24 protein-coding genes and 1 pseudogene are annotated in these 24,820 nt (G+C 65.1%); 16 read left to right on the top strand and 9 right to left on the bottom strand.

Annotated features, from left to right (window positions below; genetic code table 11):
- Positions 1 to 211 precede the first annotated feature (211 nt).
- The 6 genes and pseudogenes from VGR99_RS25845 to VGR99_RS25870 form a co-directional block, all read right to left on the bottom strand.
- Positions 212 to 946: a thioredoxin family protein gene (locus tag VGR99_RS25845; protein ID WP_326902464.1), complete on the bottom strand. Its 735-nt coding sequence runs from the start codon at positions 944 to 946 to the stop codon at positions 212 to 214.
- 16 nt (positions 947 to 962) lie between these two features.
- Positions 963 to 1,295: pseudogene (locus VGR99_RS25850) on the bottom strand (SRPBCC family protein); the annotation flags it as partial.
- An 11-nt stretch (positions 1,296 to 1,306) separates the two neighbouring features.
- Complete coding sequence (locus VGR99_RS25855; RefSeq protein WP_326902465.1) at positions 1,307 to 1,795, bottom strand: metalloregulator ArsR/SmtB family transcription factor; 489 nt, start codon at positions 1,793 to 1,795, stop codon at positions 1,307 to 1,309.
- A 107-nt stretch (positions 1,796 to 1,902) separates the two neighbouring features.
- Positions 1,903 to 2,157: a DUF3551 domain-containing protein gene (locus VGR99_RS25860; protein ID WP_326902466.1), complete on the bottom strand. Its 255-nt coding sequence runs from the start codon at positions 2,155 to 2,157 to the stop codon at positions 1,903 to 1,905.
- 126 nt (positions 2,158 to 2,283) lie between these two features.
- A complete protein-coding gene (locus tag VGR99_RS25865) occupies positions 2,284 to 2,556 on the bottom strand; it encodes a DUF3551 domain-containing protein (RefSeq protein WP_326902468.1) in 273 nt (90 codons plus the stop codon).
- A gap of 150 nt (positions 2,557 to 2,706) precedes the next feature.
- Complete coding sequence (locus VGR99_RS25870; RefSeq protein WP_326902470.1) at positions 2,707 to 3,681, bottom strand: tripartite tricarboxylate transporter substrate binding protein; 975 nt, start codon at positions 3,679 to 3,681, stop codon at positions 2,707 to 2,709.
- Positions 3,682 to 3,806: 125 nt separating this feature from the next.
- Here VGR99_RS25870 and VGR99_RS25875 point away from each other — a divergent pair, with 125 nt between their 5' ends.
- On the top strand, positions 3,807 to 4,217 hold the full coding sequence (locus tag VGR99_RS25875) for a VOC family protein (RefSeq protein WP_326902471.1): 411 nt from the start codon (positions 3,807 to 3,809) through the stop codon (positions 4,215 to 4,217).
- 125 nt (positions 4,218 to 4,342) lie between these two features.
- Positions 4,343 to 5,920, top strand: coding sequence for an ATP-dependent acyl-CoA ligase (locus VGR99_RS25880; protein WP_326902472.1), 1,578 nt, complete (start codon positions 4,343 to 4,345; stop codon positions 5,918 to 5,920).
- Positions 5,921 to 5,970: 50 nt separating this feature from the next.
- On the opposite strand, the gene VGR99_RS25885 is transcribed toward VGR99_RS25880, so the two are convergent.
- Complete coding sequence (locus VGR99_RS25885; protein WP_326902473.1) at positions 5,971 to 7,065, bottom strand: HD-GYP domain-containing protein; 1,095 nt, start codon at positions 7,063 to 7,065, stop codon at positions 5,971 to 5,973.
- A 480-nt stretch (positions 7,066 to 7,545) separates the two neighbouring features.
- Here VGR99_RS25885 and VGR99_RS25890 point away from each other — a divergent pair, with 480 nt between their 5' ends.
- The gene (locus tag VGR99_RS25890) at positions 7,546 to 8,787 is read left to right on the top strand and encodes an IS4 family transposase (protein ID WP_326902474.1); all 1,242 of its coding nucleotides are present in this window, start codon (positions 7,546 to 7,548) and stop codon (positions 8,785 to 8,787) included.
- 152 nt (positions 8,788 to 8,939) lie between these two features.
- On the opposite strand, the gene VGR99_RS25895 is transcribed toward VGR99_RS25890, so the two are convergent.
- Positions 8,940 to 9,614 (bottom strand): DUF938 domain-containing protein, encoded by a 675-nt coding sequence (locus tag VGR99_RS25895; protein ID WP_326902475.1) that lies wholly within the window; start codon positions 9,612 to 9,614, stop codon positions 8,940 to 8,942.
- 236 nt (positions 9,615 to 9,850) lie between these two features.
- Here VGR99_RS25895 and soxX point away from each other — a divergent pair, with 236 nt between their 5' ends.
- The 10 genes from soxX (at position 9,851) to VGR99_RS25945 (ending at position 18,851) form a co-directional block, all read left to right on the top strand.
- A complete protein-coding gene (gene soxX, locus VGR99_RS25900; RefSeq protein WP_414645176.1) occupies positions 9,851 to 10,204 on the top strand; it encodes a sulfur oxidation c-type cytochrome SoxX in 354 nt (117 codons plus the stop codon).
- Between the two features lie 38 nt (positions 10,205 to 10,242).
- Entirely contained in the window at positions 10,243 to 10,734 is a 492-nt protein-coding gene (gene soxY / locus VGR99_RS25905) for a thiosulfate oxidation carrier protein SoxY (protein ID WP_326902477.1), read from the top strand.
- Positions 10,735 to 10,744: 10 nt separating this feature from the next.
- Positions 10,745 to 11,056: a thiosulfate oxidation carrier complex protein SoxZ gene (gene soxZ, locus VGR99_RS25910; RefSeq protein WP_326902479.1), complete on the top strand. Its 312-nt coding sequence runs from the start codon at positions 10,745 to 10,747 to the stop codon at positions 11,054 to 11,056.
- The gene (gene soxA, locus VGR99_RS25915; protein WP_326902480.1) at positions 11,056 to 11,919 is read left to right on the top strand and encodes a sulfur oxidation c-type cytochrome SoxA; all 864 of its coding nucleotides are present in this window, start codon (positions 11,056 to 11,058) and stop codon (positions 11,917 to 11,919) included. Before soxZ ends, soxA begins: the two co-directional genes overlap by 1 nt.
- A complete protein-coding gene (locus VGR99_RS25920) occupies positions 11,916 to 12,221 on the top strand; it encodes a hypothetical protein (protein ID WP_326902481.1) in 306 nt (101 codons plus the stop codon). Before soxA ends, VGR99_RS25920 begins: the two co-directional genes overlap by 4 nt.
- Positions 12,222 to 12,274: 53 nt before the next feature.
- Positions 12,275 to 14,026 carry a thiosulfohydrolase SoxB gene (gene soxB / locus VGR99_RS25925; protein ID WP_326902482.1) on the top strand — a complete coding sequence of 584 codons (1,752 nt, stop codon included), beginning with the start codon at positions 12,275 to 12,277 and terminating at the stop codon, positions 14,024 to 14,026.
- A gap of 370 nt (positions 14,027 to 14,396) precedes the next feature.
- Entirely contained in the window at positions 14,397 to 15,434 is a 1,038-nt protein-coding gene (locus tag VGR99_RS25930) for an MBL fold metallo-hydrolase (protein WP_326902483.1), read from the top strand.
- 82 nt (positions 15,435 to 15,516) lie between these two features.
- A complete protein-coding gene (locus VGR99_RS25935; protein WP_326902485.1) occupies positions 15,517 to 15,678 on the top strand; it encodes a hypothetical protein in 162 nt (53 codons plus the stop codon).
- A gap of 157 nt (positions 15,679 to 15,835) precedes the next feature.
- The gene (locus tag VGR99_RS25940; RefSeq protein WP_326902488.1) at positions 15,836 to 17,056 is read left to right on the top strand and encodes an MFS transporter; all 1,221 of its coding nucleotides are present in this window, start codon (positions 15,836 to 15,838) and stop codon (positions 17,054 to 17,056) included.
- A gap of 79 nt (positions 17,057 to 17,135) precedes the next feature.
- Positions 17,136 to 18,851: an N-acyl-D-amino-acid deacylase family protein gene (locus VGR99_RS25945; RefSeq protein WP_326902490.1), complete on the top strand. Its 1,716-nt coding sequence runs from the start codon at positions 17,136 to 17,138 to the stop codon at positions 18,849 to 18,851.
- Positions 18,852 to 19,087: 236 nt separating this feature from the next.
- Here VGR99_RS25945 and VGR99_RS25950 read toward each other — a convergent pair whose 3' ends face one another.
- A complete protein-coding gene (locus tag VGR99_RS25950; RefSeq protein WP_326902491.1) occupies positions 19,088 to 20,413 on the bottom strand; it encodes an MFS transporter in 1,326 nt (441 codons plus the stop codon).
- A gap of 148 nt (positions 20,414 to 20,561) precedes the next feature.
- Between VGR99_RS25950 and VGR99_RS25955 the strand changes: the two genes are divergently transcribed.
- From VGR99_RS25955 to VGR99_RS25965, 3 genes are read left to right on the top strand one after another with little or no spacing between them, the layout of a single operon-like run.
- Positions 20,562 to 21,215: an ABC transporter ATP-binding protein gene (locus VGR99_RS25955; RefSeq protein ID WP_326902493.1), complete on the top strand. Its 654-nt coding sequence runs from the start codon at positions 20,562 to 20,564 to the stop codon at positions 21,213 to 21,215.
- Positions 21,212 to 23,674, top strand: coding sequence for an FtsX-like permease family protein (locus tag VGR99_RS25960; protein ID WP_326902495.1), 2,463 nt, complete (start codon positions 21,212 to 21,214; stop codon positions 23,672 to 23,674). The genes VGR99_RS25955 and VGR99_RS25960 overlap by 4 nt, the downstream gene beginning before the upstream one ends.
- Positions 23,664 to 24,746, top strand: a complete 1,083-nt coding sequence (locus tag VGR99_RS25965; RefSeq protein ID WP_326902496.1) for a lipocalin-like domain-containing protein — start codon at positions 23,664 to 23,666, stop codon at positions 24,744 to 24,746. Before VGR99_RS25960 ends, VGR99_RS25965 begins: the two co-directional genes overlap by 11 nt.
- Positions 24,747 to 24,820: the final 74 nt, after the last annotated feature.

Consider the following 24,820-nt stretch of genomic DNA (forward strand, 5'->3'; position numbering starts at 1 on the left):
CCTCCTTAGAACCCCATCAGGCGACGGCCATAGCGCCGATCCCGTACAGAAGCAGGTTCCCGGTGAGAGGATGACGCGAAAAAGGGATTGACTAACCGAGGCCCGTTACAGAAGCCCGGATGGAGCGCAGCGTAATCCGGGACCTCTGCTACTTGTGGCAAGCCCCCCGGATTGCGCCGCGCTCCATCCGGGCTACGGCCCCACTACGAGCTCACCCGTGGCAGCACGCCCCCTTCGCCTGCGGCTCGTACTGGTCGCGCAGGCGGACCCAGTCCATCGGATAGGGCAGCCCGTCCTCGTGACGGCCGAGCGGAGTGAGGTCGAGATACTGGTAGGCCGCGTTCATCATGTCGAGGCCGCGGGCGAAGCACGAATAGGTATGGAAGATCTCGCCGGCCTCGTTGCGGTAGAACACGCTGATGCCGGGCAGCTCCGGGCCATAGAACGGCGTGGTGCCGAAATTGTATCTGGGCACGCCCTTGTCGATCTCTTCGCGCGTGAATGAGACTTCGTAATCGTAGTTGAAGTCGTTATCGCCGGAAGAGACCCAGTCGAACGTCCAGCCCATCCGCCTCTTGAAGGCTTCGAGCTTGGCGCTCGGTGCCAGCGAGATCGCGACCATGCTGGTGTCGCGCGCGGCCAGATGCGGCACCATGCGCTCGAAGCCGTCGGCCCAGAACGAGCAGCTCTTGCAGGCAGCGTCCCAGTCGGGCGCAAACATCACGTGCTGGACCACGAGCTGCGGGCGGCCCTTGAAGAGGTCGCCGAGCGTCACCTTGCCGTTCGGCCCCTCGAACAGATAGGCCTTGTCGACCTTCACCCAGGGCAGGGCGCGGCGCTCCTCGGCAAGGCGCTCGCGGGCCTGGGACAACTCCTTCTCATGCGCCAGATGGGCCTTGCGTGCGGCGATCCATTGCTCGCGCGAGACGATCTGATGTTGCTGCATAGTGTCCTCCATGAGGTCAGGCGACGAAGGCGTCGAGCTTGTCGAAGAACGACGACCAGCCGCGCTGGTGGTTGTCGCGCGCGGTCTCGTCGAAGAACTGGGCGTGATGGAAGATCATCAGCGTGCCCTCGCCGTCGGGCTTGAACGTGATCGTCACCAGCGATTCACGCTCCGGCGTCGAGTGCCAGGCCCAGGTGAAGACCAGCCGCTCGTTCGGCACGACCTCGCGATAGCTGCCGCCGGCTTCGAAATATTCGCCGTCATCGCGAGTGAAGCTGATGCGAAAGCGGCCGCCGCTGCGAACGTCGAGCTCGGCGTTCAGCGTCGCCGGCTTCATGTTCGGCGGCCCGAACCATTGCGCTAGCTGCGCGGCCTGCGTCCAGGCGGCGTAGACTTTTTCCGGCCGCGCGCGGAGCCGGCGCGTGAGCGTGAGGCTTGGGCGCTCAAGGCTTGGGGGCTCAAGGCTTGGGCGCTCTGCGTCGGCTGGACGGGACTGGGCGTTGACGGCTGCATTGGCCATGTCTCTTCCTCCACGAAGGCGGCGAGGCGATCGAAGGTCTCGGACCAGAACTGCGCGTAGCGATTGAGCCAGTTCATCGCCTGCTCCATCGGCTGCGCGGTGAGCCGGCAGGACACCGTGCGGCCGCTCTTCTCCCGCACGATCAGGCCGGCGTCGGTGAGCACGTCGAGATGCTTCATGATTGCCGGCAGCGAGACCGGAAACGGCGCGGCAAGCTCGCTCACCGACAGGCTCTCCTGCTCGCCGAGACGCGCCAGCAATGCGCGCCTGGTCGGGTCGGACAGCGCCGCGAACGTCCGGTCCAGTGCCTCGCCCTGATACTTAACCATATGGTTTAGTATAGACGCGAACGACCGGACGTCAAGCGGGGGCTTCCATGCATGGGTCTGCACGACTGCGTGATCCGCAGCGGGCCGCCGGCACGCGAAAGGCGTGACTAGGTCGGCGGGACGCGCCGGCCGCGCAGTGAGGGCGGAGGCAACGGTCGCGCGAGCACGGCAGGATTCGGACCGCAAAAACCCTTACGGCCGGACGCGCTCACCATGCACTGCTCGCGGGTTTGATACGCGCAGTCGCCGGGATAGCCGAACTCCGAATCCTGAATGCACCAGGCGTAATCCGCGCGCGCCGGGCTATTGCCGGCGAGCCAAACGAGAACCATGGTGCCCAGCACAAACTGCGCCTTGCGCATGACCAATCTCCCATGTTCGCCGCCCGACATGCGACCTCACTGAGAGAAAGGCTTGCGGAGCCGGTTTATTCCGGGGCGATCACGCGAAAATGCGCTCTGCACGGTGCTTCGTGGAACGCGGCGCGATCAGTACGGCGCCGCGGCCCGCGTACGGCGGTGCGGCTGCGGTTGCGGCGGCTGCCCGTAACCCAGGCGAGGGTTGCGGTCGCAGTACAGCAACCGGCCGGAGACGCTGGCCTGGCATTGCTCATAGGTGCTGTAGGCACATTCGCCGGGATAATCATATTCGCCGCCCTGGGCGCACCAGGGATAGTCGCGCGCCGCCGCGGGCGTGACGGTGACGACACCGGCAAGGACCGTCGCGCCCAGCGTCAGCAGCGCCAATTGCGTCTTGCGCATGATCCCAACTCCTCTCCTGACGGCGCGAGATACGGCGCCATCTGACATCAGGTTTCGCCGCGCCGGCTTATTCCAGATCAGCGCGGCAACCCACGCAAGAAAAAAGCCCTGCCTGATGGCAGGGCTCCATTCCCGATCATCACGAAATCGCTACTCGACCTTCAGGCCGGCGAACTCGACGACCTTCTTCCACTTGGCGGTCTCGGCCTCGATCTCCTTGCCGAACGCTTCCGGCGTCTCGACCAGCGGATCGCCGCCGAGCTCGACCAGGCGCTTGGTCATGTCGGGCTCCTTCATCAGCGCGTTGATCTCGGTGTTGAGCTTGGCGATCAGATCCTTGGGCATGTTCTTCGGCGCACCCATGCCGAACAGCGCGCTCGCCTCGTAGTCCTTCACGGTCTCGCCGATCGCCGGCACGTCGGGCAGCTGCGGGGAGCGCTGCGCGGTGGTGACGCCGAGCGCGCGCAGCGAGCCGGAGCGGATGTGCTGGATGATCGAGGGCATGTTGTCGAAGATCACCTGCACCTGGCCGCCGAGCATGTCGGTGATGGCGGGCGCCGCGCCACGATAGGGCACGTGCTGCATCTTGCAGCCGGTCATCGCCATGAACATCTCGCCGGACAGATGCACCGAGGTGCCGTTGCCGGAGGAGGCCATGTTCACCTTGCCGGGATTGGCCTTCACATATTCGATGAACTCGGCGACGGTCTTGGCGGGCACGTCCTTGTTCACGGTCATCACGTTCGGCACGCGCTGGAACGAGGCGATCGGCGCGATGTCGCGGACGAAGTTGAACTTGAGATTGGCGTAGAGCGTGGCGTTGATGTAGTTCGCCGGATTGACCAGCAGCACGGTGTACCCGTCGGGCTCGGCATTGATGACCGATTCGGTGCCGATATTGTTGCCGGCGCCCGGCTTGTTCTCGATGACGAATTGCTGTCCGAATTTTTCCGACAGCCGCTGACCGATCAGGCGAGCCAGAATATCGGTGGCGCCGCCCGGCGGATAGCCGACTACGAACTTCACCGGCCGGGACGGATAATCCGCGGCAAAGGCTTTCGACAGCGGGCTGGCTGCAAGAGGCGTGGCGGCAAGCAGGCCCAGCGCGGAACGGCGAGTGATCATCTCAAGGGTTCTCCCAGGTGTTGTTCTTAAAGTCCGGATAGCTTGAAACTGGCGTCGTCGCGGTTGTAACAAAGCTTGCGCAGCGCGGAAAGTGCGTGGGGCGCATCACGACGAAAGGATAAGGCATGCCGGTCAAGGTCGAAGCCCTCGATCATCTCGTCATCAATGTCGCCGACGTCGCGGTGACCGCCGAGTGGTACCGCAAGATTCTCGGCATGGAAGTCAAGGTGTTCGACCCCGGCGGCGGCAAAGCGCCGCGGACTTCCCTTCAATTCGGTAACCAGAAGATCAACGTCCGGCCGCGCGATGCCGACAAGGTGGAATGGTTTACCGCCGATCACCAGACCGCGGGCAGTGAGGATCTGTGCTTCCTGACCTCCGCAGCGCCCGACGAGGTGGTGGCGCATTTGCAGGCACATGGCGTCGCGATCGAGGAAGGCCCGGTTCCCAAGCAGGGCGCCCGCGGCACGCTGCGCTCGGTCTATTGCCGGGACCCGGATGGCAGCCTGATCGAGATCTCGTCGTACGAGGATTGAGGCGCGCGGCCCACGCGCACTGCTGCATACGTCCCCGCGATTTGCGCCGCGCGCCATCCGATGGCAGGAAGACGCAATAATCAAAAGGCAGCCGCCAGCAAGATGCAGGCTGCACGGGAGGAGACATGTCCATTCAAAAGACCGCCGGAATCGTGGGCCCGTTCGACGGGCTCGACGTGCCATGGCTGCTGAAGATGCGAGCGGAAGTCCGCCGCGATCATCCGTTCCTGATCTGGGCGCCGTTCGATGCGCCGGCGCGGCGCTGGAGCTATGGCGAGTTTCACGAGCGGGTCGGCGCGCTCGCGGCGGGGCTGACGAAGCGCGGCGTGAAGCCCGGCGAATACGTTCTCATTCATCTCGACAATTGCATCGAGGCGCTGCTGGCCTGGTTTGCCTGCGTCGAGCTCGGGGCGATCGCGGTCACCACCAACACCCGCTCGGCGCCCGCCGAGATCGAATATTTTGCCGATCATTGCGGCGCGGTCGCCGCGATCACGCAGCCGGCCTATGCGGAGATCGTCGCGCAGAACTGCCGCAACATTCGCTGGATGGCGGTGACCTCGCATGATGCCGGCGCAGCACCTGCGCAGGCCGTCTCGCGCGGCGACAGCTTTGAATCCCTGTTCGTGGACAGCGCGGACCGGCCACAACGCGCGACCGATCCGCTGGCGCCGTGCAGCGTACAATACACCTCGGGCACGACATCGCGGCCGAAGGCGGTGCTGTGGACCCATGCCAACGCGCTGTGGGGCGCCAAGATCAACGCCGCGCATGAGGACCTACATGCCGGCGACGTGCACCAGACCTATCTGCCGCTGTTCCACACCAATGCGCTGGCCTATTCGATGCTGGCGACGCTGTGGGTCGGCGCCACCTGCGTGATCCAGCCGCGCTTCTCCGCGAGCCGGTTCTGGGGCGTGGCACGCGAGCATGGCTCGACCTGGACCTCGACCATTCCCTTCTGCATGAAGGCGCTGCTCGAGCAGGAAATCCCGAAGGACCACAAATTCCGCCTGTGGGGCACCGCGATCAACGAGCCGCCGGCCTTCGCCGCATTCGGCGTCAAGATGATCGGCTGGTGGGGCATGACCGAAACCATCACCCACGGCATCATCGGCGAGGTCGATCAGCCCAACATTCCGATGTCGATCGGGCGCGCTGCGCCGGAATACGAGATCCGCATCACCGACGATGACGGTCGGCCGACCGAGGTCGGCGACACCGGCAATCTCGCGATCAAGGGCATACCCGGCCTGTCGCTGTTCGCCGAATACCTCCACAACGAAAAAGCCACGCGCGAGAGTTTTGACGCACACGGCTTCTTCCTCACCGGCGACCGCGTCGAACGGCTGACAAACGGCTTCATCAAGTTCGGCGACCGCGCCAAGGACATGCTGAAGGTCGGCGGCGAGAACGTCGCGGCCTCCGAGATCGAGCAGGTGATCGCGCTCGTGCCCGGCGTGCGCGAGGCGGCGGTGGTGGCGAAGAAGCATCCGATGCTGGACGAGGTGCCTGTCGTCTTCATCATCCCGCATGGCGGCGTCGCAAGCGCCGCGCCCGATCTGCACGACAACGTGATGGCCGCCTGCCGCAAGGGCCTCGCCGACTTCAAGCTGCCGCGCGAGATCCGGCTGGTCGATGACATGCCGCGCTCGACGCTGGAGAAGGTGGCGAAGGCGGAGCTGAGGAAGATGGTGGGGTGACTTTGTAGGGTGGGTTAGCCGAAGGCGTAACCCACCCTACGGCATCTCGCCTAGAACGACCCCAGCGCCACCGGGCGGAACGCCTGCAACAATTGCTGGTCGAGCTTGCCGCCCATGCCTTCCATCATCGTGAAGGCGCGCGCGTGGGTGAAGGGCATGCGGTAGGCGCGCTTCTCCACCAGAGCGGCGTAGATGTCGACGATGGTGGTCAGGCGCACGATGTCGCTGATCTGGTTCGACGACAAGCCGTTGGGATAGCCGGAGCCGTCGAGGAATTCGTGATGGTGCAGGACGACGTCCAGCATCTCCGGCGGGAAGCCGCCTTGGGCGGCGAGCGCGTCGTAGCCGCGGCGCGGATGCTGGCGGACTTCGGCCATTTCCTCGTCGGTGAGCTTGCCGGGCTTGTCGAGCAGCACGGAGGGAACGAAGGCCTTGCCGACGTCATGCAGCAGCGCGGCGCGGGTCAGGCGGCGCTGGTCGTCCTCGCGCATGCCGAGATGCTGGGCGAAGGCGACCGCAAAGCCGGTGACGAACAGGCAGTGACGATAGCTGCCGACATGGTGGCAGCCGACCGTCGTGAGCCATTCGCGCAGCGAGGAGTGCTTGATCGCCTTCAGGATCTTGCTCTCGGCGGCGATGACGTCGTCGAAGGTCAGCGGCACGCCGAGCGGCAGCTTCTCGAACATCTTGGCCAGCACCGCATGCGCCGCCTCGACGCCGCGGTTGAGCGTCTTGCCGCGATCGGTCGCGTCATAGGTGGCGGTGTCGGGGAAAGCCGCGCGGATACGCTGAAGAATGGCGTCGGGCTGGAGCGGACGCGAGATGGTGTCGGTGGCGCCCAAAGCCCAGGCCTGCATGGTGCCGTGATGCAGGGCATCGGCCAGCACGAACAGCCGCGGCATCGAACGATAGCCCTCGCCGCGCAGCTTGTTGCGGACACGCTGCACGCTCTCGGGCGAGCGCAAATTGATGTCGACGACGAGGCCGGACAGGTCGCGCGCCGGCTGCTCGGGAATTTCCTGCGTCGTCACCGTCGAGACGTCGCCGACCGCTTTCAGAATGCTGGCAAGCTCGGTGCTCTCGTCGCTCCGGTCGGAGGCGAGCAGGAGCCGGCGTTTGGCGGCGGGTTTCACTGACGCGTTCATGGCTTCCCCAAAAGCATGGAGACACGGGACTAGGTTTGGCGCGTCAGCCTAAGCCGGTTCAGGTTCTCTGGCCCTTAAGAGGCGTGCTCAATGGAACCTTGGGGAATTCCGCACAATTTTAGGAATCGGGTTTCGGGTCGGGAACCAGCAAAAGTGCGAAAACAACCCCATGCACAGTAGAGAGGGCCTTGATGGATAAGGGGAATTTTTAGGCGCTCTCGCCCCATCCTCCGCTGTCGTCGCCCGGCTTGACCGGGCGACCCGGTACGCCGCTAGAGTGCAAGCATCACCTCTCCCGCAAGGAGCTACGGCATTCACACATCGAGGTTGAAGACGGGAAGGATGTCTGATTCCGTGTTGTCCGACTGGCTAGGAGGACAGCATGGAGACTGGACTGGGACGGTTTGGCGACCGTCGCCTGCAAAAAGGGGGGCGTTCCTTCTGGGCCGCCTTGTTGCCTCGGGTGGCAGGAAGCTGCGGGTGCGTCGATTGGGCGGGTCTCGGGCAGGAGAGATCCGCCTGACGCGGCTTTTGCGGAATGAAGCGTTCAGCTGCGAGGAGATGCTGGCGGAGGCAGCCGGAGGGACGGCAGAACGCTGCGTGGGACGGCATGTCCTGGCGATCCAGGACACGACTGTGCTCCGCTCGGAAGGCGGCGGGGGCGAGTATCTGCATGCCGTATTGGCCGTGGATGCGCAGGACGGGGCGATCCTGGGGCTGATCGGAGGCTGCTTCCTGGAGCGCAAGGGAGGCCGGCGAGCAGCGCGCCGCTCCGTACCGATTGAAGAAAAAGAGAGCTTCCGATGGCTGGAAGGCGCCGACCATGCAGCATCTGTGTGCGCGGGCGCTGCTTCTGTCACGGTGATTGCCGATCGGGAGAGCGATATCTTTGAAGCGTTTGCGCTGCGTCCGGAACGCGTCGACCTGCTGGTACGTGCGGCTCATGACCGTGCGCTTGCCGATGGTGATGGTGATGCGCTGTTTGCCCGGGCCGATGCACTGCCTGCGATGGGGCGGGCTGAACTTGATTTGCCTGCTAGGCCCGGGCGCAGGCGGCGTATCGCGCAGCTTGAAATACGCTTCATGCCGGCGAAACTTGCGCGACCGAAGCATGGATTACGCGCCGGCTTGCCGGAAAGCGTAGCCGTGAACGTGATTGATGTCCGCGAAGTCAACCCGCCGACTGGCGAGGCGCCGATCCACTGGCGGCTTCTGACGACACACGCAGTGGTTAGCGAGACCGAGGCTTGGGAGATGGTCGAGCTTTATCGGCAACGTTGGGCAATCGAACAGCTGTTCCGCGTCCTCAAGAGCGCAGGCTTCGACATTGAAGATGTGCAGATCGAGGAGAAGGCACCCCGCGACCGGCTGATAACTGCGACGCTGATCGCGGCGGTGTGCATCCAGCAACTGGTGCACGCCCGCGATGGTGGTCCGGGACCGCTGCGGCCTCTGAGCGATGCATTCAAGCCCGAGGACATTCCACTGATCGAGGCCTGCTGCGCCGACCTTGAAGGCAAGACGGAGCGGCAGAAGAACCCCCATCCGAAGGGCTCGCTCGCGCGCGCTGCCTGGGTCTGCGCGCGTCTTGGCGGATGGACGGGCTATTACGGCAAGCCGGGCCCCATCGTCATGCTTCAGGGCTGGCTCGAGTTCCAAGCCATGAAGCGCGGCGCCAATCTGTTGATGCGCCAGTCGCAGATGGGCCAAACCGATGTGTGAATCGGATAGCCTTGCGGGGAAGGGGCAGGGAGAGGGGTAGCCACAAACTGAGACCTCGCTTGGGGCTACCCCTCTCCCCCGCCCTCCCCCGCAAGGGGGGGAGGGAGCGCACCGCCTTTGTGGCGCGCACCCAGACCTAGATCAGCAGCGCTTCAGTCTCGCGAAAACACCAGCGTCAGATTGTTCGCGGGCATCTCGATCGTATCAACGAGTCTGAGGCCCGCAGCCTTCGCGAGCGTCTCGACATCACTGATATCGCGCACGCCCCACTCCGGATTGCCTTCCCGCAATGACGTGTCGAACACGGCGTTGCTGAGCGCGGTGTGCTTGCCGTCGCGCTTGAACGGGCCGTAGAGGAACAGCTTGCCGTCGGCGCGCAGGTAGCGGCCGGCGCCGGCGAACAGGCCTTCCGCCACATTCCACGGCGCGATGTGGATGACGTTGGCGCAGAACACGGCCGCGAGGCTGGTCGGCGCCTGCCCGCTTTTCATCTCCGGGCACCAGTCGGGATCGGAGAGATCGACCCGCAGCGGAGAGCGGATGTTCTGCAGGCCCGAATGGACACGCCAGGCCTCGATGCTCCTGACGTGCCGCTGGTTGAGGTCGCTCGGCCACCAGGTCAGGCCGGGCGTATGGCCCGCGAAATAGACCACGTGCTGGCCGGTTCCGCTGCCGACTTCGAGCACGTTACCGGTGTAACCTGCGAGATGCTTTTCCAGGGCCGCCCAGAGCGGCTCGTGGTTGCGATGAAAGGCCGGCGCATCAAGCCGGCCATCGGGCTCGACGCGCCCGCCGTCCCTGCCAAATTCAACGACATAGTCAGCCAATTGACGTCCCCGGGAAATGAGAAAGCGGACCAAACCGCAAGCAAGGGCCAAACGCCCCGAACAGATGCCGGCGAAACCCGGCCGATGAACGATCTATCTCTTCAGTTGCAATGCGGAAGATATTAACGCCATTTTGCGCCCTGCATAGTCTTGATTGTCAGGGCATGCCCTTTGTGCTTTGGAACACTATATTTCCGCGAACCACCATCGATATAACGCCTCGGAACGTTGCCTTGATCGCTGTTCTCCGCAAGCCCGCCCTGCTCCTCGCGCTAGCCTTCCTGGCCGGCCTTTCCGCCAGTTCTGCGCGCGCGCAATCAGCCGTCGCCGACGGCCAAAAACTCGCCTTCGACCGCGGCAAGGGCAATTGCCTGACCTGCCACGTGATCAAGGGCGGCGACCTGCCCGGTACGATCGGCCCGGAGCTCAAGGACATCAAATCAAAATACCCTGATCGCAACGAGCTGGTCGCGATCATTTTCGACGAGACCAAGCGTAACCCGCAGACCATGATGCCGCCGTTCGGCCGCAACCGGATTTTGACCGAGCAGGAGATCAGCGCGATCGTTGATTTCCTGCAAACCCTGTGACCGCCGGCGCACCAACAGACTGTGCAGGAGAACCTCTGATGACTACGACGACCCGTCCCTTTCCGACGCGGCGCCTGATTCTTCAGGGCGCAGCCTCGGTCGCGCTGCTCGGCCTCGGCAATTTGCCGTTCGGCGTTAGCCCTGCGCTGGCGGCCGCCAACGACAAATATCCGGAAGAGGCGTTCAAGCAGAAGAACGAGGCCGACGCGATCAAGGCGCTCTACGGCAAGACCGTCGAGCCCTCGGACAAGGTCAAGCTCGACGCGCCCGAGATCGCCGAGAACGGCGGCGTAGTCCCGATCGCGGTGGCGACGACGCTCGACAAGGTCACCTCGATCTCGCTCTTCGTCGCCGAGAACCCGAACGCACTGGCTGCGTCCTACAGATTTGCCGACGGCACCATCCCTGCCGTCGCCAACCGCCTGAAGATGGCGAAGACCACCAACGTGACCGCGATCGTCGAGGCCGACGGCAAGCTCTACAGCGCGACCAAGGAAGTGAAGGTCACCGTCGGCGGCTGCGGCGGCTAGGAGAACAGACATGGCATCCAGCATTCGCGTACGCGCCACCGCCAACGGTGACATCACCGAGGTGCAGACGCTGATCCAGCACCCCATGGATACCGGCCTGGTGAAGGACGCCAAGGGCGAGCTGATCCCCGCACATTACATCCGGGAGCTGAAGTTCGAATGTAACGGCAAGGACGTCTTCGTCGCCAATTGGGGCACCGCAGTCTCCAAAGACCCCTATGTGAAGTTCAGCTTCAAGGGCGCCAAGAAAGGCGACGAGCTCAAGATCTCCTGGACCGACAACAAGGGCGGCTCGGACACGACCACCGCGAAGATCGCGTGATGAAGGCTCGCTCCGCCCTCCTGCTCGGCTCGCTTGGCGCCGCGCTCGTCGCGTTCGCGCTGACGTCTCCGCGCGTGGTCGCGGCCGACAAGGTCGATCCTGTCGCGGACGCCAAGGCGTTCCAGAATTTCTTCTTCCAGAAATTTCCGACCGTGAAGCACGAGGACTTCGTCAACGGTCCGTATTCGATGAACGCGGACATGAAGCGGCAGTGGCAGGAGAAGGAAGAATTTCCGCCTTACGAGTTCGCGCTCGATGCCGGCAAGGAGATGTTCGCGACACCGTTCAAGAACGGCAAGACCTATGCCGACTGCTTCCCGAACGGCGGCATCGGCATTCGCCAGAACTATCCTTACTTCGACACGAAAGAGGGCAAGGTCGTCACGCTGGAGCTCGCGCTCAACCGCTGCCGCGAGGCCAATGGCGAGGCGCCCTACTCCTACGTCAGGGACGAGATGGCCTCGCTGACGGCGTATATGGCCTACACCTCGCGCGGCAAGCTGATGGACATCAAGATTCCCGATGATCCGCGCGCGCTGGAGGCGTTCGAGAACGGCAAGCGCTATTTCTACACCCGCCGCGGCCAGATGAACTTCTCCTGCGCGAGCTGCCATGTTCAGAGCCCGGGCGAGCGCATCCGCGCCGAGATTTTGGCACCGGCGCTCGGCATCCTGAACGCGATGCCGATCTACCGCTCCGAATGGAGCGGCATGGGCACGACCAGCCGCCGCTTCGTCACCTGCAACAGCCAGACCCGCGCGGTTCCGCTGGAGCCGCAGGCGGATGAATATCGCGACGTCGAATATTTCCTGTCCTACGTCGCCAACGGCCTGCCGATTTCGGGCCCGGGAGCGCGGCCATGAAGCCGTCACTTACCTTGGCCATTCTGCTCAGCCTGAGCTTCGCGCCAGCAGCGCGCGCGGCAAGCGAGGCGGACTACAAGGCGGCCTATGCCGCAGCGGAGGCCGCCTCCAAGGAGGCAGCCGGCATGCGCAACCAGTGGACCGTGACCGTATCTGCGCTGGCGGCAGCCAAGAAGGCGGCCGACGGCGGCGATTTCGACCGCGCGGTTGCCGCTTCCAGGGAAGCCGAGGCGCTGGCGAAGGCGTCCATCTTCCAGGCGACGTCTGAAAAAGAGGCCTGGAAGGCCATGGAAATCCGCTAGAATAAGTTTAGTGGACCCTTCGAACTGCCCAGAGTAGGCGCGGAGAATTTTGGATGGCGATCCGCCGCCGCGATTTCCTGAAGAGCACAGCCATTGCCGCTGCATCGCTTAGCCTGCCGCGGCTGGCGCGCGGCGCTGACACCGCGAGCATCTACGACCTCGAGCGGTTCGGCAATGCGCGCATCCTGCACACCACCGACACGCATGCGCAGCTCAACCCGGTCTATTTCCGCGAGCCCAGCGTCAACATCGGCATCGGCGAGATGGCGGGACGGCCGCCGCACCTGGTCGGCCGCGCCTTTCTCGAACGGTTCGGCATCCGGCCCGACAGCGCCGATGCCTATGCGTTCACCTGCTTCGAGTTCGAGAAGTCGGCGGGCCGCTTCGGCAAGCTCGGCGGCTTCGCCCATCTGAAGACGCTGATCGACCGCCTGCGCGGCGATGTCGGCGACAAGCACGCCGTGCTCGTCGACGGCGGCGATCTCTGGCAGGGCACCGGCCTTGCCAACATCATGCAGGGCCGCGACATGGTCGAGGTCGCCAATCTGCTCGGCATCGAGGCGATGACCGGGCATTGGGAATTCACCTATGGCGAGCAGGTGCTGCGCGACAATCTCGAGCGCTTCAAGGGCGAGTTCCTGGCGCAAAACGTCTTCCTGACCGAGGAAGCCGCGTTCAACGACGCGCCCGCCTTCGACAAGGCGAGCGGGCGAGTGTTCAAGCCGAGCACGATCAAGGAGCTCGGCGGGCGCCGCGTCGCGATCATCGGGCAGGCGTTTCCCTACGTGCCGATCGCGCATCCCAAGCGCTTCACGCCGGACTGGACTTTTGGCATCCGCGAGGAAGAACTGCAGAAGCATGTCGATGGCCTCCGCAGCACCGATAAGGTCGACGCGGTCATCCTGCTGTCGCATAACGGCATGGACGTCGACCTCAAGCTCGCAAGCCGCGTCACCGGCATCGACGTCATCCTCGGCGGCCATACCCATGACGCCATACCACAGCCAATCCCGGTGAAGAACGCCGGCGGCACGACGCTCGTCACCAATGCCGGCTCCAACGGGAAATTTCTGGGCGTGCTCGATCTCGCGATCGAGAAGGGCAAGGTCAGCGACGTCAGATATCATCTGTTGCCGGTCTATTCCGAGCTGCTGAAGCCGGATCCGGCTATGGCCGAGCTGATCGGGAAGCTGCGGGCACCGCATGTCACCGACTGGTCGGAGAAGATCGCAACGCCCGACCGCCTGCTCTATCGCCGCGACAATTTCGCAGGTCCGGTCGACGAGCTGATCTGCACCGCGCTGCGCACCGAGCTCGACGCCGAGATCGCGCTGTCGCCGGGCTTCCGCTGGGGCGTCACCGCGCTGTCGGGCCAGCCGATGACCATGGAGGATGTGCTCGCAGAGACCGCGATCACCTATCCCGAGACCTATGTGCAGGAGATGACCGGCGCGCAGATCAAGGACGTGCTGGAGGATATCTGCGACAACCTCTTCAACGCCGATCCCTATTACCAGCAGGGCGGCGACATGGTGCGCGCCGGCGGGCTCGACTATGTCTGCAGCCCCACCAACGCGGTCGGCAGCCGCATCTCCGAGCTCAAGCTCGCCAACGGCAAGTCGCTCGACGCCAGCAGGCACTACAAGGTCGCGGGCTGGGCCTCGGTCAATGCCCAGCAGGGCGCGCCGGTGTGGGATGTCGTCGGCAAATATCTGCGCTCGGGCCGGATGTTTCCGGAGCGGCTGGGCTCCGGCGTCACGCTGACGGGCGTCGATGGCAATCCGGGCATCGCGGGACAGGGATGATGCGGCCGCCACGCCGGTGCAGATCGGGCGCGGGCAGCTCCTGGCGGAGAATGGGTACACGGTGGTGAGCCCCTGAGCCTTTTGTCAGGGCACGTCGTCGCCACACACTCAGTGTCATTCCCCGCGAAAGCGGGGAATCCAGTACGCCGCGGCCCCTCCGTACCCAACTGCGGCCTCTGGAATACTGGATCGCCCGCCCTCGCGGGCGATGACAGCGGTGGGTGGAGCGAGGATCTGCAGCAAAACCGCCCCCCACCCCATCACGCGGGATAAAAATTTTCTAAATTCTCCTCTCTACACAGTGAATTGCTTCTCTTGTCTGCCGGTGCCGTAGTAGAATCGTCGAAATCAATTCACGCCGGGTTCTGCCATGATCTTCCGCCAGCTCTTCGACAGCGTTTCGGGCACCTATAGCTACGTCCTCGCCAGCCGCCCCGGTGGCGAGGCGCTGATTCTCGATCCGGTGCTGGAGAAGGTCGACCGCTATTGCCAGCTGCTGCGCGAGCTCGACCTCAAGCTGGTGAAGGCCGTCGACACCCATCTGCATGCCGACCACGTCACCGGCCTCGGCGAGCTGCGCGACCGCACCCATTGCATGACCGTGATGGGCGACCAGACCAAGGCCGACGTGGTGGCCATGCGTGTCGCCGACGGCGACAAGGTGACGATCGAGGGCCTGTCGCTCGACGTGATGTACACGCCCGGCCACACCGACGATTCCTATTCCTACCTGATGGGCGACCGCGTCTTCACCGGCGACACGCTGCTGATCCGCGGCACCGGCCGCACCGATTTCCAGAATGGTTCGTCGCGTGCGCAATACGATTCGATATTCAACCGGCTGCTGAAGCTGCCTGACGAGACGATGGTGTTCCCCGCCCACGACTACAAGGGCGACACCGTCTCCACCATCGGCGAGGAGAAGCGCTACAATCCGCGGCTGCAGGTGCGTTCGGTGGATGAATATATCGAGCTGATGGCGAACCTGAAGCTGCCCAATCCGAAGATGATGGACGTCGCGGTGCCCGCCAACATGCGTGTCGGCCTGCATCAGGACGAGCTGGAGAAGGAGGGCCGCGCGCTCAGTGCGGTCGAGGCGATCCGCTCGCTCCACCGGCCCGACATCCTGCTGGTCGATTTGCGCGAGACCAACGAACGGATGAAGCACGGCATGCTCGAGGGCGCGCTGCACACGCCGTACCCGTCCGTCGAGGAGAACCTCAAGCCCGGCGGCATGCTGCGCGAGGTTGCGGCCGCGACGGGCCGGCGCGTGGTGTTCTTCTGCGCGTTCGGCGAACGCTCGGCGATGGCTGTTGCGGCTGCGAAGGAAGCGGGCCTCACCAACACCGCCCACATCGCCGGCGGCATCGACGCCTGGAAGAAGGCGGGCGGGCCTGTGGTGCACTGACGCTCCCCTCCTTGCGGTAAGTCAGGAACCTCACATATTTCCCGGGTAGAAGCGGATGACGCATCACCATCCGGGACCAGCCATGGCCAAGACCGCGAAGCTAAGCAAACCACCCAAAACGAAGACGGCTGACGACAAGGCGAAAAAGCCCGCGCCTCCGCGTGATCTCGACGACGATTATGAGGACGGCGACATCGCAACGCCGAAGCGGGATCGCAATGGCGACGATGACGAGCCGTTGTGAGGGGTCAGAAGCCCGAAACACCGCTGTCATCCCCTGCGAACGCAGGGACGACGGATAACGCCCCCACCTGCGCTACCTGCCATGCGCCTGCGTTCATGGACAAATAACCGCTCTCCCCGATAATTTGCGCCTCTTCCGGGAGTGAAACGGTACTGCAATGGTCGACGTTCTCGCCGCACCGCAACAAGGCAAGGCGGACAGCGCACTGCGCACGCTGACCGGGATCTCGATCGCGCATTGGGTCAGCCATTTCCATCTGCTGGTCCTGCCGATGCTGTTCCCGTTCCTGAAGGACAGGCTCGGCGTCGGCTATATCGAGCTCGGCTTCTCCCTCACCGTGTTCGCGGTGGTGTCGGGGCTGACGCAGGCGCCGACCGGCTATCTCGTCGACCATTTTGGCGCGCGAAGAATCCTGCTGGCCGGGCTCACGCTCGGCGGCTGCGCGCTGATCCTGCTCGGCCTGCACCTCAGCTACGCCTCGCTGATCGCCTGCGCCGTGCTGCTCGGGCTCGCCAACAGCGTCTATCACCCCGCCGACTACGCCATCCTCGCCGAGCACATGGACGAGGCGCGGATGGGCCGCGCGTTCTCGGTTCACACCTTCGCGGGCTTTCTCGGCGGCGCGGTGGCACCGGCGATCGTCGCGGCACTGGTCGCGATGTCCGGCGGCACCGGCGCGTTGATCGCGTCAGGAGCTATCGCCGTGCTGGTGGCGTTGCTGCTGATCGTCATGAACATTCCCGATGCCGGCGCGCACAAGAAAAGGCCCGGCGCGGAGAACGCGCCGAAGCAGGCAGTGATCACGCCGGCGCTGATGATGCTGACCGCGCTGTTCATGCTGCTCAGCCTGTCGGTCGCGGGCATCAACAATTTCGGCGTGGTCGCACTGATGAGCGGCTATGGCGCGTCCTATTCCTCGGCCAACGTCATGCTGACGGCGTTCCTCGGCAGCAGCGCCGCGGGCGTGCTTGCGGGCGGCTTCCTCGCCGACCATACCGCGCGCCATGGCCAGGTCGCCGCGGCCTGCTTTGCCGTGAACGCGGCCATCGTGCTGCTGATCGCGCTCGTCACGCTGCCGGGCTGGGCGCTCACCGCCGCGATGGCGACCGCGGGCTTCCTCTCCGGCGTGATCGCGCCGTCGCGGGACATGCTGGTGCGCAACGCCGCGCCTGCCGGCGCCGCGGGCCGCGCCTTCGGCATCGTCTCCACCGGCTTCAATCTCGGCGGCATCGTCTCACCGCTGCTGTTCGGCTGGATCATGGACCAGGGCGCGCCGCACTGGGTGTTCGGCGCGTCCGTGATCTTCATGCTGGCCACCGTGGTGCTGTCGCCGTTCACCGAGCGGAAGCCGCAAGCCAAGGCTGCCACGCAACCCTGAGCGCACTTCCCCGCGGTTGACACTGCGCTGGCGCGCCCGAAAATGCGCCCAAGCAAAACAACAATCGGGAAGAAACACCATGAGCACCCCTGATCTCGTGATCCGCGGCGGCACCGTCGCGGATGGAAGCGGCGGCGAGCTGTTCGAGGCCGACGTCGCCATCACCGGCGGCAGGATCAGCGAGGTCGGGAAGATCTCCGCGAAGGGACAGGAAGAGATCGACGCGCGCGGCAAGTTGGTGACGCCGGGCTTCGTCGACGTTCACACCCATTACGACGGCCAGGTGACCTGGAGCCAGGACATCACGCCGTCCTCGCAGAACGGCGTCACCACCGCGATCATGGGCAATTGCGGCGTCGGCTTTGCGCCGTGCAAGCCGGCCGATCACACCCGCCTGATCCAGCTCATGGAAGGCGTCGAGGACATTCCCGAACCGGTGCTGAGCGCCGGCATTCCCTGGGCATGGGAGAGCTTTCCGGACTACATGGACTGGCTGAGCAAGCGCGATTTCGACATTGATGTCGGCGCGCAGCTGCCGCATGCCGCGCTGCGCGTCTATGTCATGGGCGAGCGCGGCGCCCGCCGCGATCCCTCGACCGCGGAGGACAATGCGGCGATGGCGAAGCTTGCGGGTGAAGCGGTGCGCGCCGGCGCGCTCGGCTTCTCGACCTCGCGCACGCTCAACCACCGCACCTCGACCGGCGATTTCACGCCGACCTTGAAGGCCGGCGAGGACGAGCTCACCGCGATCGCCGGCGCGATGCATCGCGAGGGCCGCAGCGTGCTGCAATTCGTGCTGGATCTCTCCACCATCCACGAAGACCTGCCGATGATGCTGCGGGTGGCTGATCACACAAGGTGCCCGATCTCGTTCTCGATCACGCAGAACGACAAGGCGCCGAACCGCTGGCGGCAGACGCTGGACGAGATCAATGCGGCGGCGAAACGCGGCCTCTCCATCACCGCGCAGATCGCGGCGCGGCCGGTCGGCCTGCTGCTCGGCCTCGAGCTGTCGCGCAACCCGTTCCAGACCCATCCGAGCTACAAGGCGATCGCGCATCTGCCGCTGAAGGCGCGGCTGGCGCGGCTGCACCAGAGCGAGGTGCGCGAGGCGATCCTGAGCGAGACGGCGACATCGACCGACGATCCGCTGTTCTTCCGTCCCAACTACGACAAGATGTTTCTGCTCGGCGATCCCCCCGATTACGAGCAGCCGCCGGAGAACGCGCTGGGCCCGCAGGCGCGCAAGCAGGGCCGCCAGCCGGAGGAGCTGGCTTACGAGGCGATGCTGTCGGACGAGGGCCGCGGCATGCTCTACGTACCGTTCCTCAACTATGCCGACGGCAATCTCGATGCGACGCGCGAGATGCTGATCGATCCGCAATCGGTGCCGGGCCTGTCCGACGGCGGCGCGCATTGCGGCATCATCTGCGATGCCAGCTTCCCGACCTACCTGCTGACACACTGGACGCGCGACCGCACCCGCGGCGAGAAGCTGACGATCCCGTTCGTGGTCGCCGCCCAGTCGCGCAAGACCGCGCTCTCGGTCGGCCTCACCGATCGCGGGCTGATCGCGCCCGGCTACAAGGCCGACGTCAACGTGATCGACTATGACCGGCTGCATCTGCATTCGCCGAAGGTGCATTACGATCTGCCCGTGGGCGGGCGGCGGCTGTTGCAGGATGTCGATGGCTATGACGCCACGATCGTGTCGGGCGTGGTGACGCGGCGGCAGGGTGAGGCCACGGGGCGCCGGCCGGGGAAGCTGATCCGGGGTGCGCAGGGGGTGAATTAGGCGGTTGGTGCATGGAGGCGCGAAGGCCGCGCCTCATCCTCAGTGTCGTCCCCGCGGAGGCGGGGACCCATAACCACAGGGAGTGGTTGTGGAGCTAAACCGGCAACTCCGAGTCTTCGCCAAACCACTGCCTGTGGTTATCGCGACGAGCGCAAGCGCTCGCGCAGGGGTCCCGGGCTCGCGCTGCGCGCGCCCCGGGACGACAATTGTGGTTGGAGCTGGGAGTGCCGCCACCCTTACGTCGGCGACACCGCGCCCTTCAGCGGCGCGGGCTGCGCGGCGGCACCACGCGTCAGCCTGGCCTTTTCCGTGTTCGGCCACAGCAGCAGCAGGCCGATGACGCCGGAGGCGGCCATCACCACCGCGTTGATGGTGAAGCCGGTCATGTAGCCGTCGAGCATGCTGCCGGCGCGCTGGATCACGGCGCCCATCACGTTCGGCGCGATGATGCCGGAGAGCGTGTAGAGCGCGCCGTAGATCGCGATGACCGCACCGCGCTGCGAGGCCGGGGTGAACTCGCCGAGCATGGGCGGACAGACGACATAAATGGCGCCGCAGAGGCCCGAGCCGACCACGAGCGCCGCGATCTGAAGACCCGCGCCCTGGACGTGCGGCATCATCGCCAGGATCAGGCCGCCGATGATCAGCGGCACCGAGCCGAGCACGCCGCGCGAGATGCGCGTGGTGTAGCCGCGCGCCATCATCACCTGCGAGATCCAGCCCGTCAGGATGACGGTCGTGGCGCCGAACACCCAGGGCAGGATCGAGATGAAGCCGGCATCACTCTGCGAGAAGCCGAGGCCCTTGACGATGAAGGGCGTGAACCAGGTGAGGCCGAGCGACAGCGCCCAATAGGCGCCGAAGGTCGCAACCACGCAGCCGACGAAGGTGCGCGAGGACAGCAGCTGGATGTAGGGAATCTTCGGCTCCGTTGCAGCGAGGGTCTGGGTGTCCTCGAGCGGGCCTTCCTTGCCGAGCGCGAGCCAGGCGCAGACCCAGATCAGGCCGACGACACCGAGCGCGCCGAAGGCATAGTGCCAGGAGTGATTGACGATGACCCAGTTGAGCGCCGGCACCGCCAGGATGACGCCGAAGGCCGAGCCCTGCGACAGGATCGCGGTCGGCAGCGTGCGCTTCTCGTCGGGAAACCATTTGTAGATCGCATGCGCGGCGACCGAGAAGGCCGGGCCTTCGCCCGCGCCGAGCACGATGCGGCAGATCAAGAGCGTGGTGAAGGAGACCGTCCCGACCATCGGAAACTGCGCCAGCGCCCAGATCACCGCCAGCGTCAGCAGCACCCAGCGCGTCGGCACCTTGTTGACGATGAAGCCGACCACGATGGCCGAGATCGAGAACAGGAAGAAGAACGAGGATCCGAGCAGGCCGAATTGCTCGGCGCTGAGCTTCATGTCGGTCATGATCGGCACGCCGGCGAGACCGACGACGATCTTGTCCGCGAAGTTCACCACCATGAAAAGAAACAGGAGAAATGTAACGGTCCAGGCGCCCTTCGGCGTTTCGGTCGTCTTCCCCGCCGCATTGGGCGTTCCCTGAGCGCTCATTATTCTCCCCGTATGTCTTTGTTTCGGCACTTTTTTGATTTGGCCGTCTTGGAAGCTAACAACGGCTTCGGGGCCAACGCAACCCCGGCATTTCCACGGCAAGTGTGCTACGCAGCATTTCCGTTAATTCCGTCCGGCGCCATTGATCGTGCTGAGCATCAAAAACCTCTCCAAGACATTCTCCTCGGGCGGCGAGCCGGTCCATGTGCTGCGCGGCGTCGACCTCGACCTCAGGGCCGGTGAACGCGTCGCGCTCACGGGCGAATCCGGCAGCGGCAAGAGCACGCTGCTGCACCTGATCGCGGGGTTGGACGCCGCCGATAGCGGCTCGATCCGGCTGGAGGAGACCGAGGTCACCAAGCTCTCGGACGCAGGGCGCGCTGAACTCCGGCGCGACCGGATCGGCCTGGTTTTCCAGCAGTTCAACCTGATCCCGAGCCTGTCGGTCGCGGACAATCTGGCGTTCCAGGCGAGGATCGCCGGCCGGCACGATCCTGCCTGGTCGAAAGAGCTGATCGAGCGGCTCGGGCTCGGCGGCCTGCTCAAACGTTATCCAGAGCAATTATCAGGCGGCCAGCAGCAGCGCGTCGCGATCGGCCGGGCGCTCGCGACAAAGCCGTCACTGCTGCTCGCGGACGAGCCGACCGGCAATCTCGACGAGGTTACCGCCGAGGACGTGCTGGCGCTGGCGCGTGACCTCGTCGCGCGCACCGGCTGCGGCTTCCTGATGGTGACGCACAGCCTGCATCTGGCCGGCACGCTCGACCGTCATCTCACCCTGCATGCGGGACGGATCGCATGAGACGCTCGCTCTGGGTCCTCGCCGTGCTCCTGAGCCACTGGCGGCGGCACAGGATGCAGTTCGCAACGCTCCTGATCGGGCTGATCGCGGCGACCGCATTGTGGAGCGGCGTGCAGGCGATCAACCAGCAGGCCCGCAGCGCCTATGACCGCGCCGCGGCGACGTTCGGCGGCACCCGCACCGCGACGCTGGTGGCGCCGAATGCGGCGACCTTTTCGCAGAACCTGTTCGTCAAGCTGAGGCGTGCCGGCTGGCCGGTGTCGCCGATGCTGGAGGGACGCGTCCAGGTGGGCGGACGCTCGGTGCGGCTGCTCGGCATCGAGCCGATCACCCTGCCGGTCGATGTCGGCAACGCGCCGCGCCTTGGCGCTGCGGATCTGGGCAGTTTCGTTGCACCGCCCGGCCAGACGCTGGTGGCGAAGGAAACACTGAGCGATCTGCAGGAGCAGGAAGGCACAGCGCCGCCGATCAGCAGCGGCGCAAAGCTGCCGCCGCTGCGCGTGCTGCCGCAGCTCGTGCCCGACGTGCTCGTCGTCGATATCGGCGTGGCGCAGCGGCTGCTGAACAAGCCCGACCAGGTGTCGCGGCTGCTGATCGGCAAACCGAGGGGCACGCCGGCGCCACTCGCGAGCATCGTCGGCGACCAACTGCAACGCGTCGAACCGAATGCGGAGACGGAGCTGGAACGTCTCACCGACAGTTTCCATCTCAACCTCACCGCCTTCGGACTGCTGTCGTTCTTCGTCGGCCTCTTCATCGTCAATTCGGCCGTCGGTCTTGCGTTCGAGCAGCGGCTGCCGATGCTGCGCACATTGCGGGCGTGTGGCGCCTCGGCGCGGCTGGTCAATACGGTGCTGGTGATCGAGCTGGTGGCGCTGGCTCTGGTCGCGGGCCTGATCGGGCTCGTCTGCGGCTATTTCATCGCAGCCGCGCTACTGCCCGATGTCGCGGCATCGCTGCGCGGGCTCTACGGCGCGCAGATCCCGGGGCAACTCAGCCTGTGGCCGGAATGGTGGCTCGCGGGCATCGGCATCAGCGTTGCCGGCGCGCTGGTGGCGGCCGCAACCAGCCTGATCAAGGCGATCAGAATGCCGGTGCTGGCGACCGCACAGCCGCGCGCCTGGCAGCAGCGGCAGCGTCGCTGGCTGGTCTTGCAGAGCTGTGCGGCCTGCGCCGTGTTCGTAGTCGCGCTGCTATTGCTTCACTACGGACAATCGCTGATCGCGGGCTTCGGCGTGCTGGCGGCGCTGATGTTTGGGGCGGCGCTGATCCTGCCGGCCTTCCTCGAAATCATGCTGCTCATCGGCCAGCGCTGGGCGAAAGGACCGTTGTCGCTGTGGTTCTGGGCCGACAGCCGGCAACAGCTCTCCGGATTGTCGCTGGCATTGATGGCGCTGCTGCTTGCGCTTGCCGTCAATGTCGGGGTTTCCACCATGGTGGAAACGTTCAGCCGTACTTTTGTCGGCTGGCTCAACGGACGGCTCGCGGCCGATGTCTACATCAGCGCCTCCGACAATGCGCAAGGTGTTGCGATCCGGAACTGGCTGAAGGAACGCAGCGATGTGGAGGCGATCCTGTCGGGCGGGCGCGCGGAGACACAGGTTCAGGGCCAGCCGGTCGAGTTGCTCGGTCTGCCCGATCACGCGCTCTATCGCGAGCGCTGGCCGCTGCTGGAGACCGCGCCGCGCGGCTGGACCCAGCTCGTGCCGGGCAATGCCGCCTTCATCAGCGAACAATTGAGCCGGCGGCTGAACGTGCGCGTCGGCGATGTGATCGAGGTGCCGACACCGGGCGGCGCATGGGAGCTCGACATCGTCGGCATCTATGCCGATTACGGCAACCCCAAGGGGCAGCTCACCGTCAACGTCGCAGCGCTGATCAGGCACTTTCCGCAGACGCCGCAGACGCGGATCGGCCTCATCGTCGCGAAGGACAACATCCCCGGCCTGATTGGGGCCTTGCAGAAGCAGTTCGCGCTCGACGATCGCAGCGTCGCCGACCAGGCGACAGTAAAGGCGGAATCGATCAGGATCTTCAATCGCACCTTTGCGGTGACGTCCGCACTGAATGCCTTCACGCTCGGCGTCGCCGGCATCGCGCTGCTGACCAGCCTGCTGACGCTGGCGAATTCACGCCTGCCGCAGCTCGCGCCGCTGTGGGCGATCGGCATCACGCGACCGCGCCTTGCCGCCATTGAATTGACTAAGACGCTCTCGGTCGCGCTGTTCACCTCGCTGCTCGCCGTGCCGCTCGGTCTGCTGGTGGCGTGGTGCCTGATTGCGATCGTCAACGTCAAGGCGTTCGGCTGGCGACTGCCGTTCCACGTGTTTCCGCTGCAACTGGTCGAGCTGGTCGCGGTCGCGCTGATCGCCTCGCTGCTGGCCGCACTGCTGCCGATGGTGCGGCTGGCGCGAATGCAGCCGGCAAGCCTCGTCAAGGTGTTTGCCAATGAGCGCTGAGACAATCTCACGGCGCGCCTTTGCCGGCGGCATCGCCGCGCTCACGCTCGCACGCCGCGCGCGTGCGCAAGGCTATGCCGGGCTCGGCGAGGCCGCCGACGGTTTTGCGAAGGTCACACCGGGCAAAACATTCACCTTCCCTGCCGATCACGGGCCGCATCCGGAGTTTCGCATCGAGTGGTGGTACGTGACGGCAAACCTCGTCGACAGCAGTGGCGCGGCTTGCGGCCTGCAATGGACGCTGTTCCGCCAGGCGGCGCAGCCGGGGCCGCAAGGAGAGGGCTGGGCCAATCAGCAGATCTGGATGGCGCATGCCGCAGTGACGCGCGCCGACACGCATCGCTTCAGCGAAGTGTTTTCACGCGGCGGGATCGGACAGGCCGGCGTCACGGCAAAGCCGTTTGCGGCCTGGATCGACGATTGGGAGATGAAGGGTGCCGAGCGCACCGACGATCGCAGCCTGGCGCCGCTGACGCTGAAAGCGTCCGGCACCGATTTCAGCCATGCGCTGACGCTGGAAGCCGATCGCCCCGTCGTGTTGCAAGGCGACCGCGGCTACAGCCGCAAGTCGGAACGCGGGCAAGCTTCCTACTATTACAGCCAGCCGTTCTATCGCGCGCGGGGCACGCTCAGCATCGACGACAAGCCGGTCGATGTTTCCGGACAAGCCTGGATGGACCGCGAATGGAGCAGCCAGCCGCTCGATGCCGACCAGACCGGCTGGGACTGGCTGTCGCTGCATCTGTCCTCCGGCGACAAGCTGATGCTGTACCGGCTGCGCCAGAAGGACGGCAAGGATTACCCGTTCGGCAACTGGATCAGCGCCAGCGGCGACACGCAGATGATTGCGGGCAGCGAGATCCAGATGACACCGAAGGCGACCGCGGAAGTCGCGGGACGCAAGCTGCCTTTGGAATGGCAGATCGCGATCCCCTCGCGCGCGTTTGCGATCTCCTGCAAGCCGCTCAATCCGAAGGCGTGGATGGGGACCGGCTTTTCCTATTGGGAGGGGCCGATCAGCTTCGCCGGTACGCATGACGGCGTTGGCTATCTCGAACTGACCGGCTATTGAAGCGCGGTCCAGATTCTTGTTTGACGCGCTTTCTTCACGCGAACCGGTACCACTTCGCAGGAAAACGCTTTGGG

This window comes from Bradyrhizobium sp. (assembly GCF_035935975.1).
Lineage (GTDB): Bacteria > Pseudomonadota > Alphaproteobacteria > Rhizobiales > Xanthobacteraceae > Bradyrhizobium.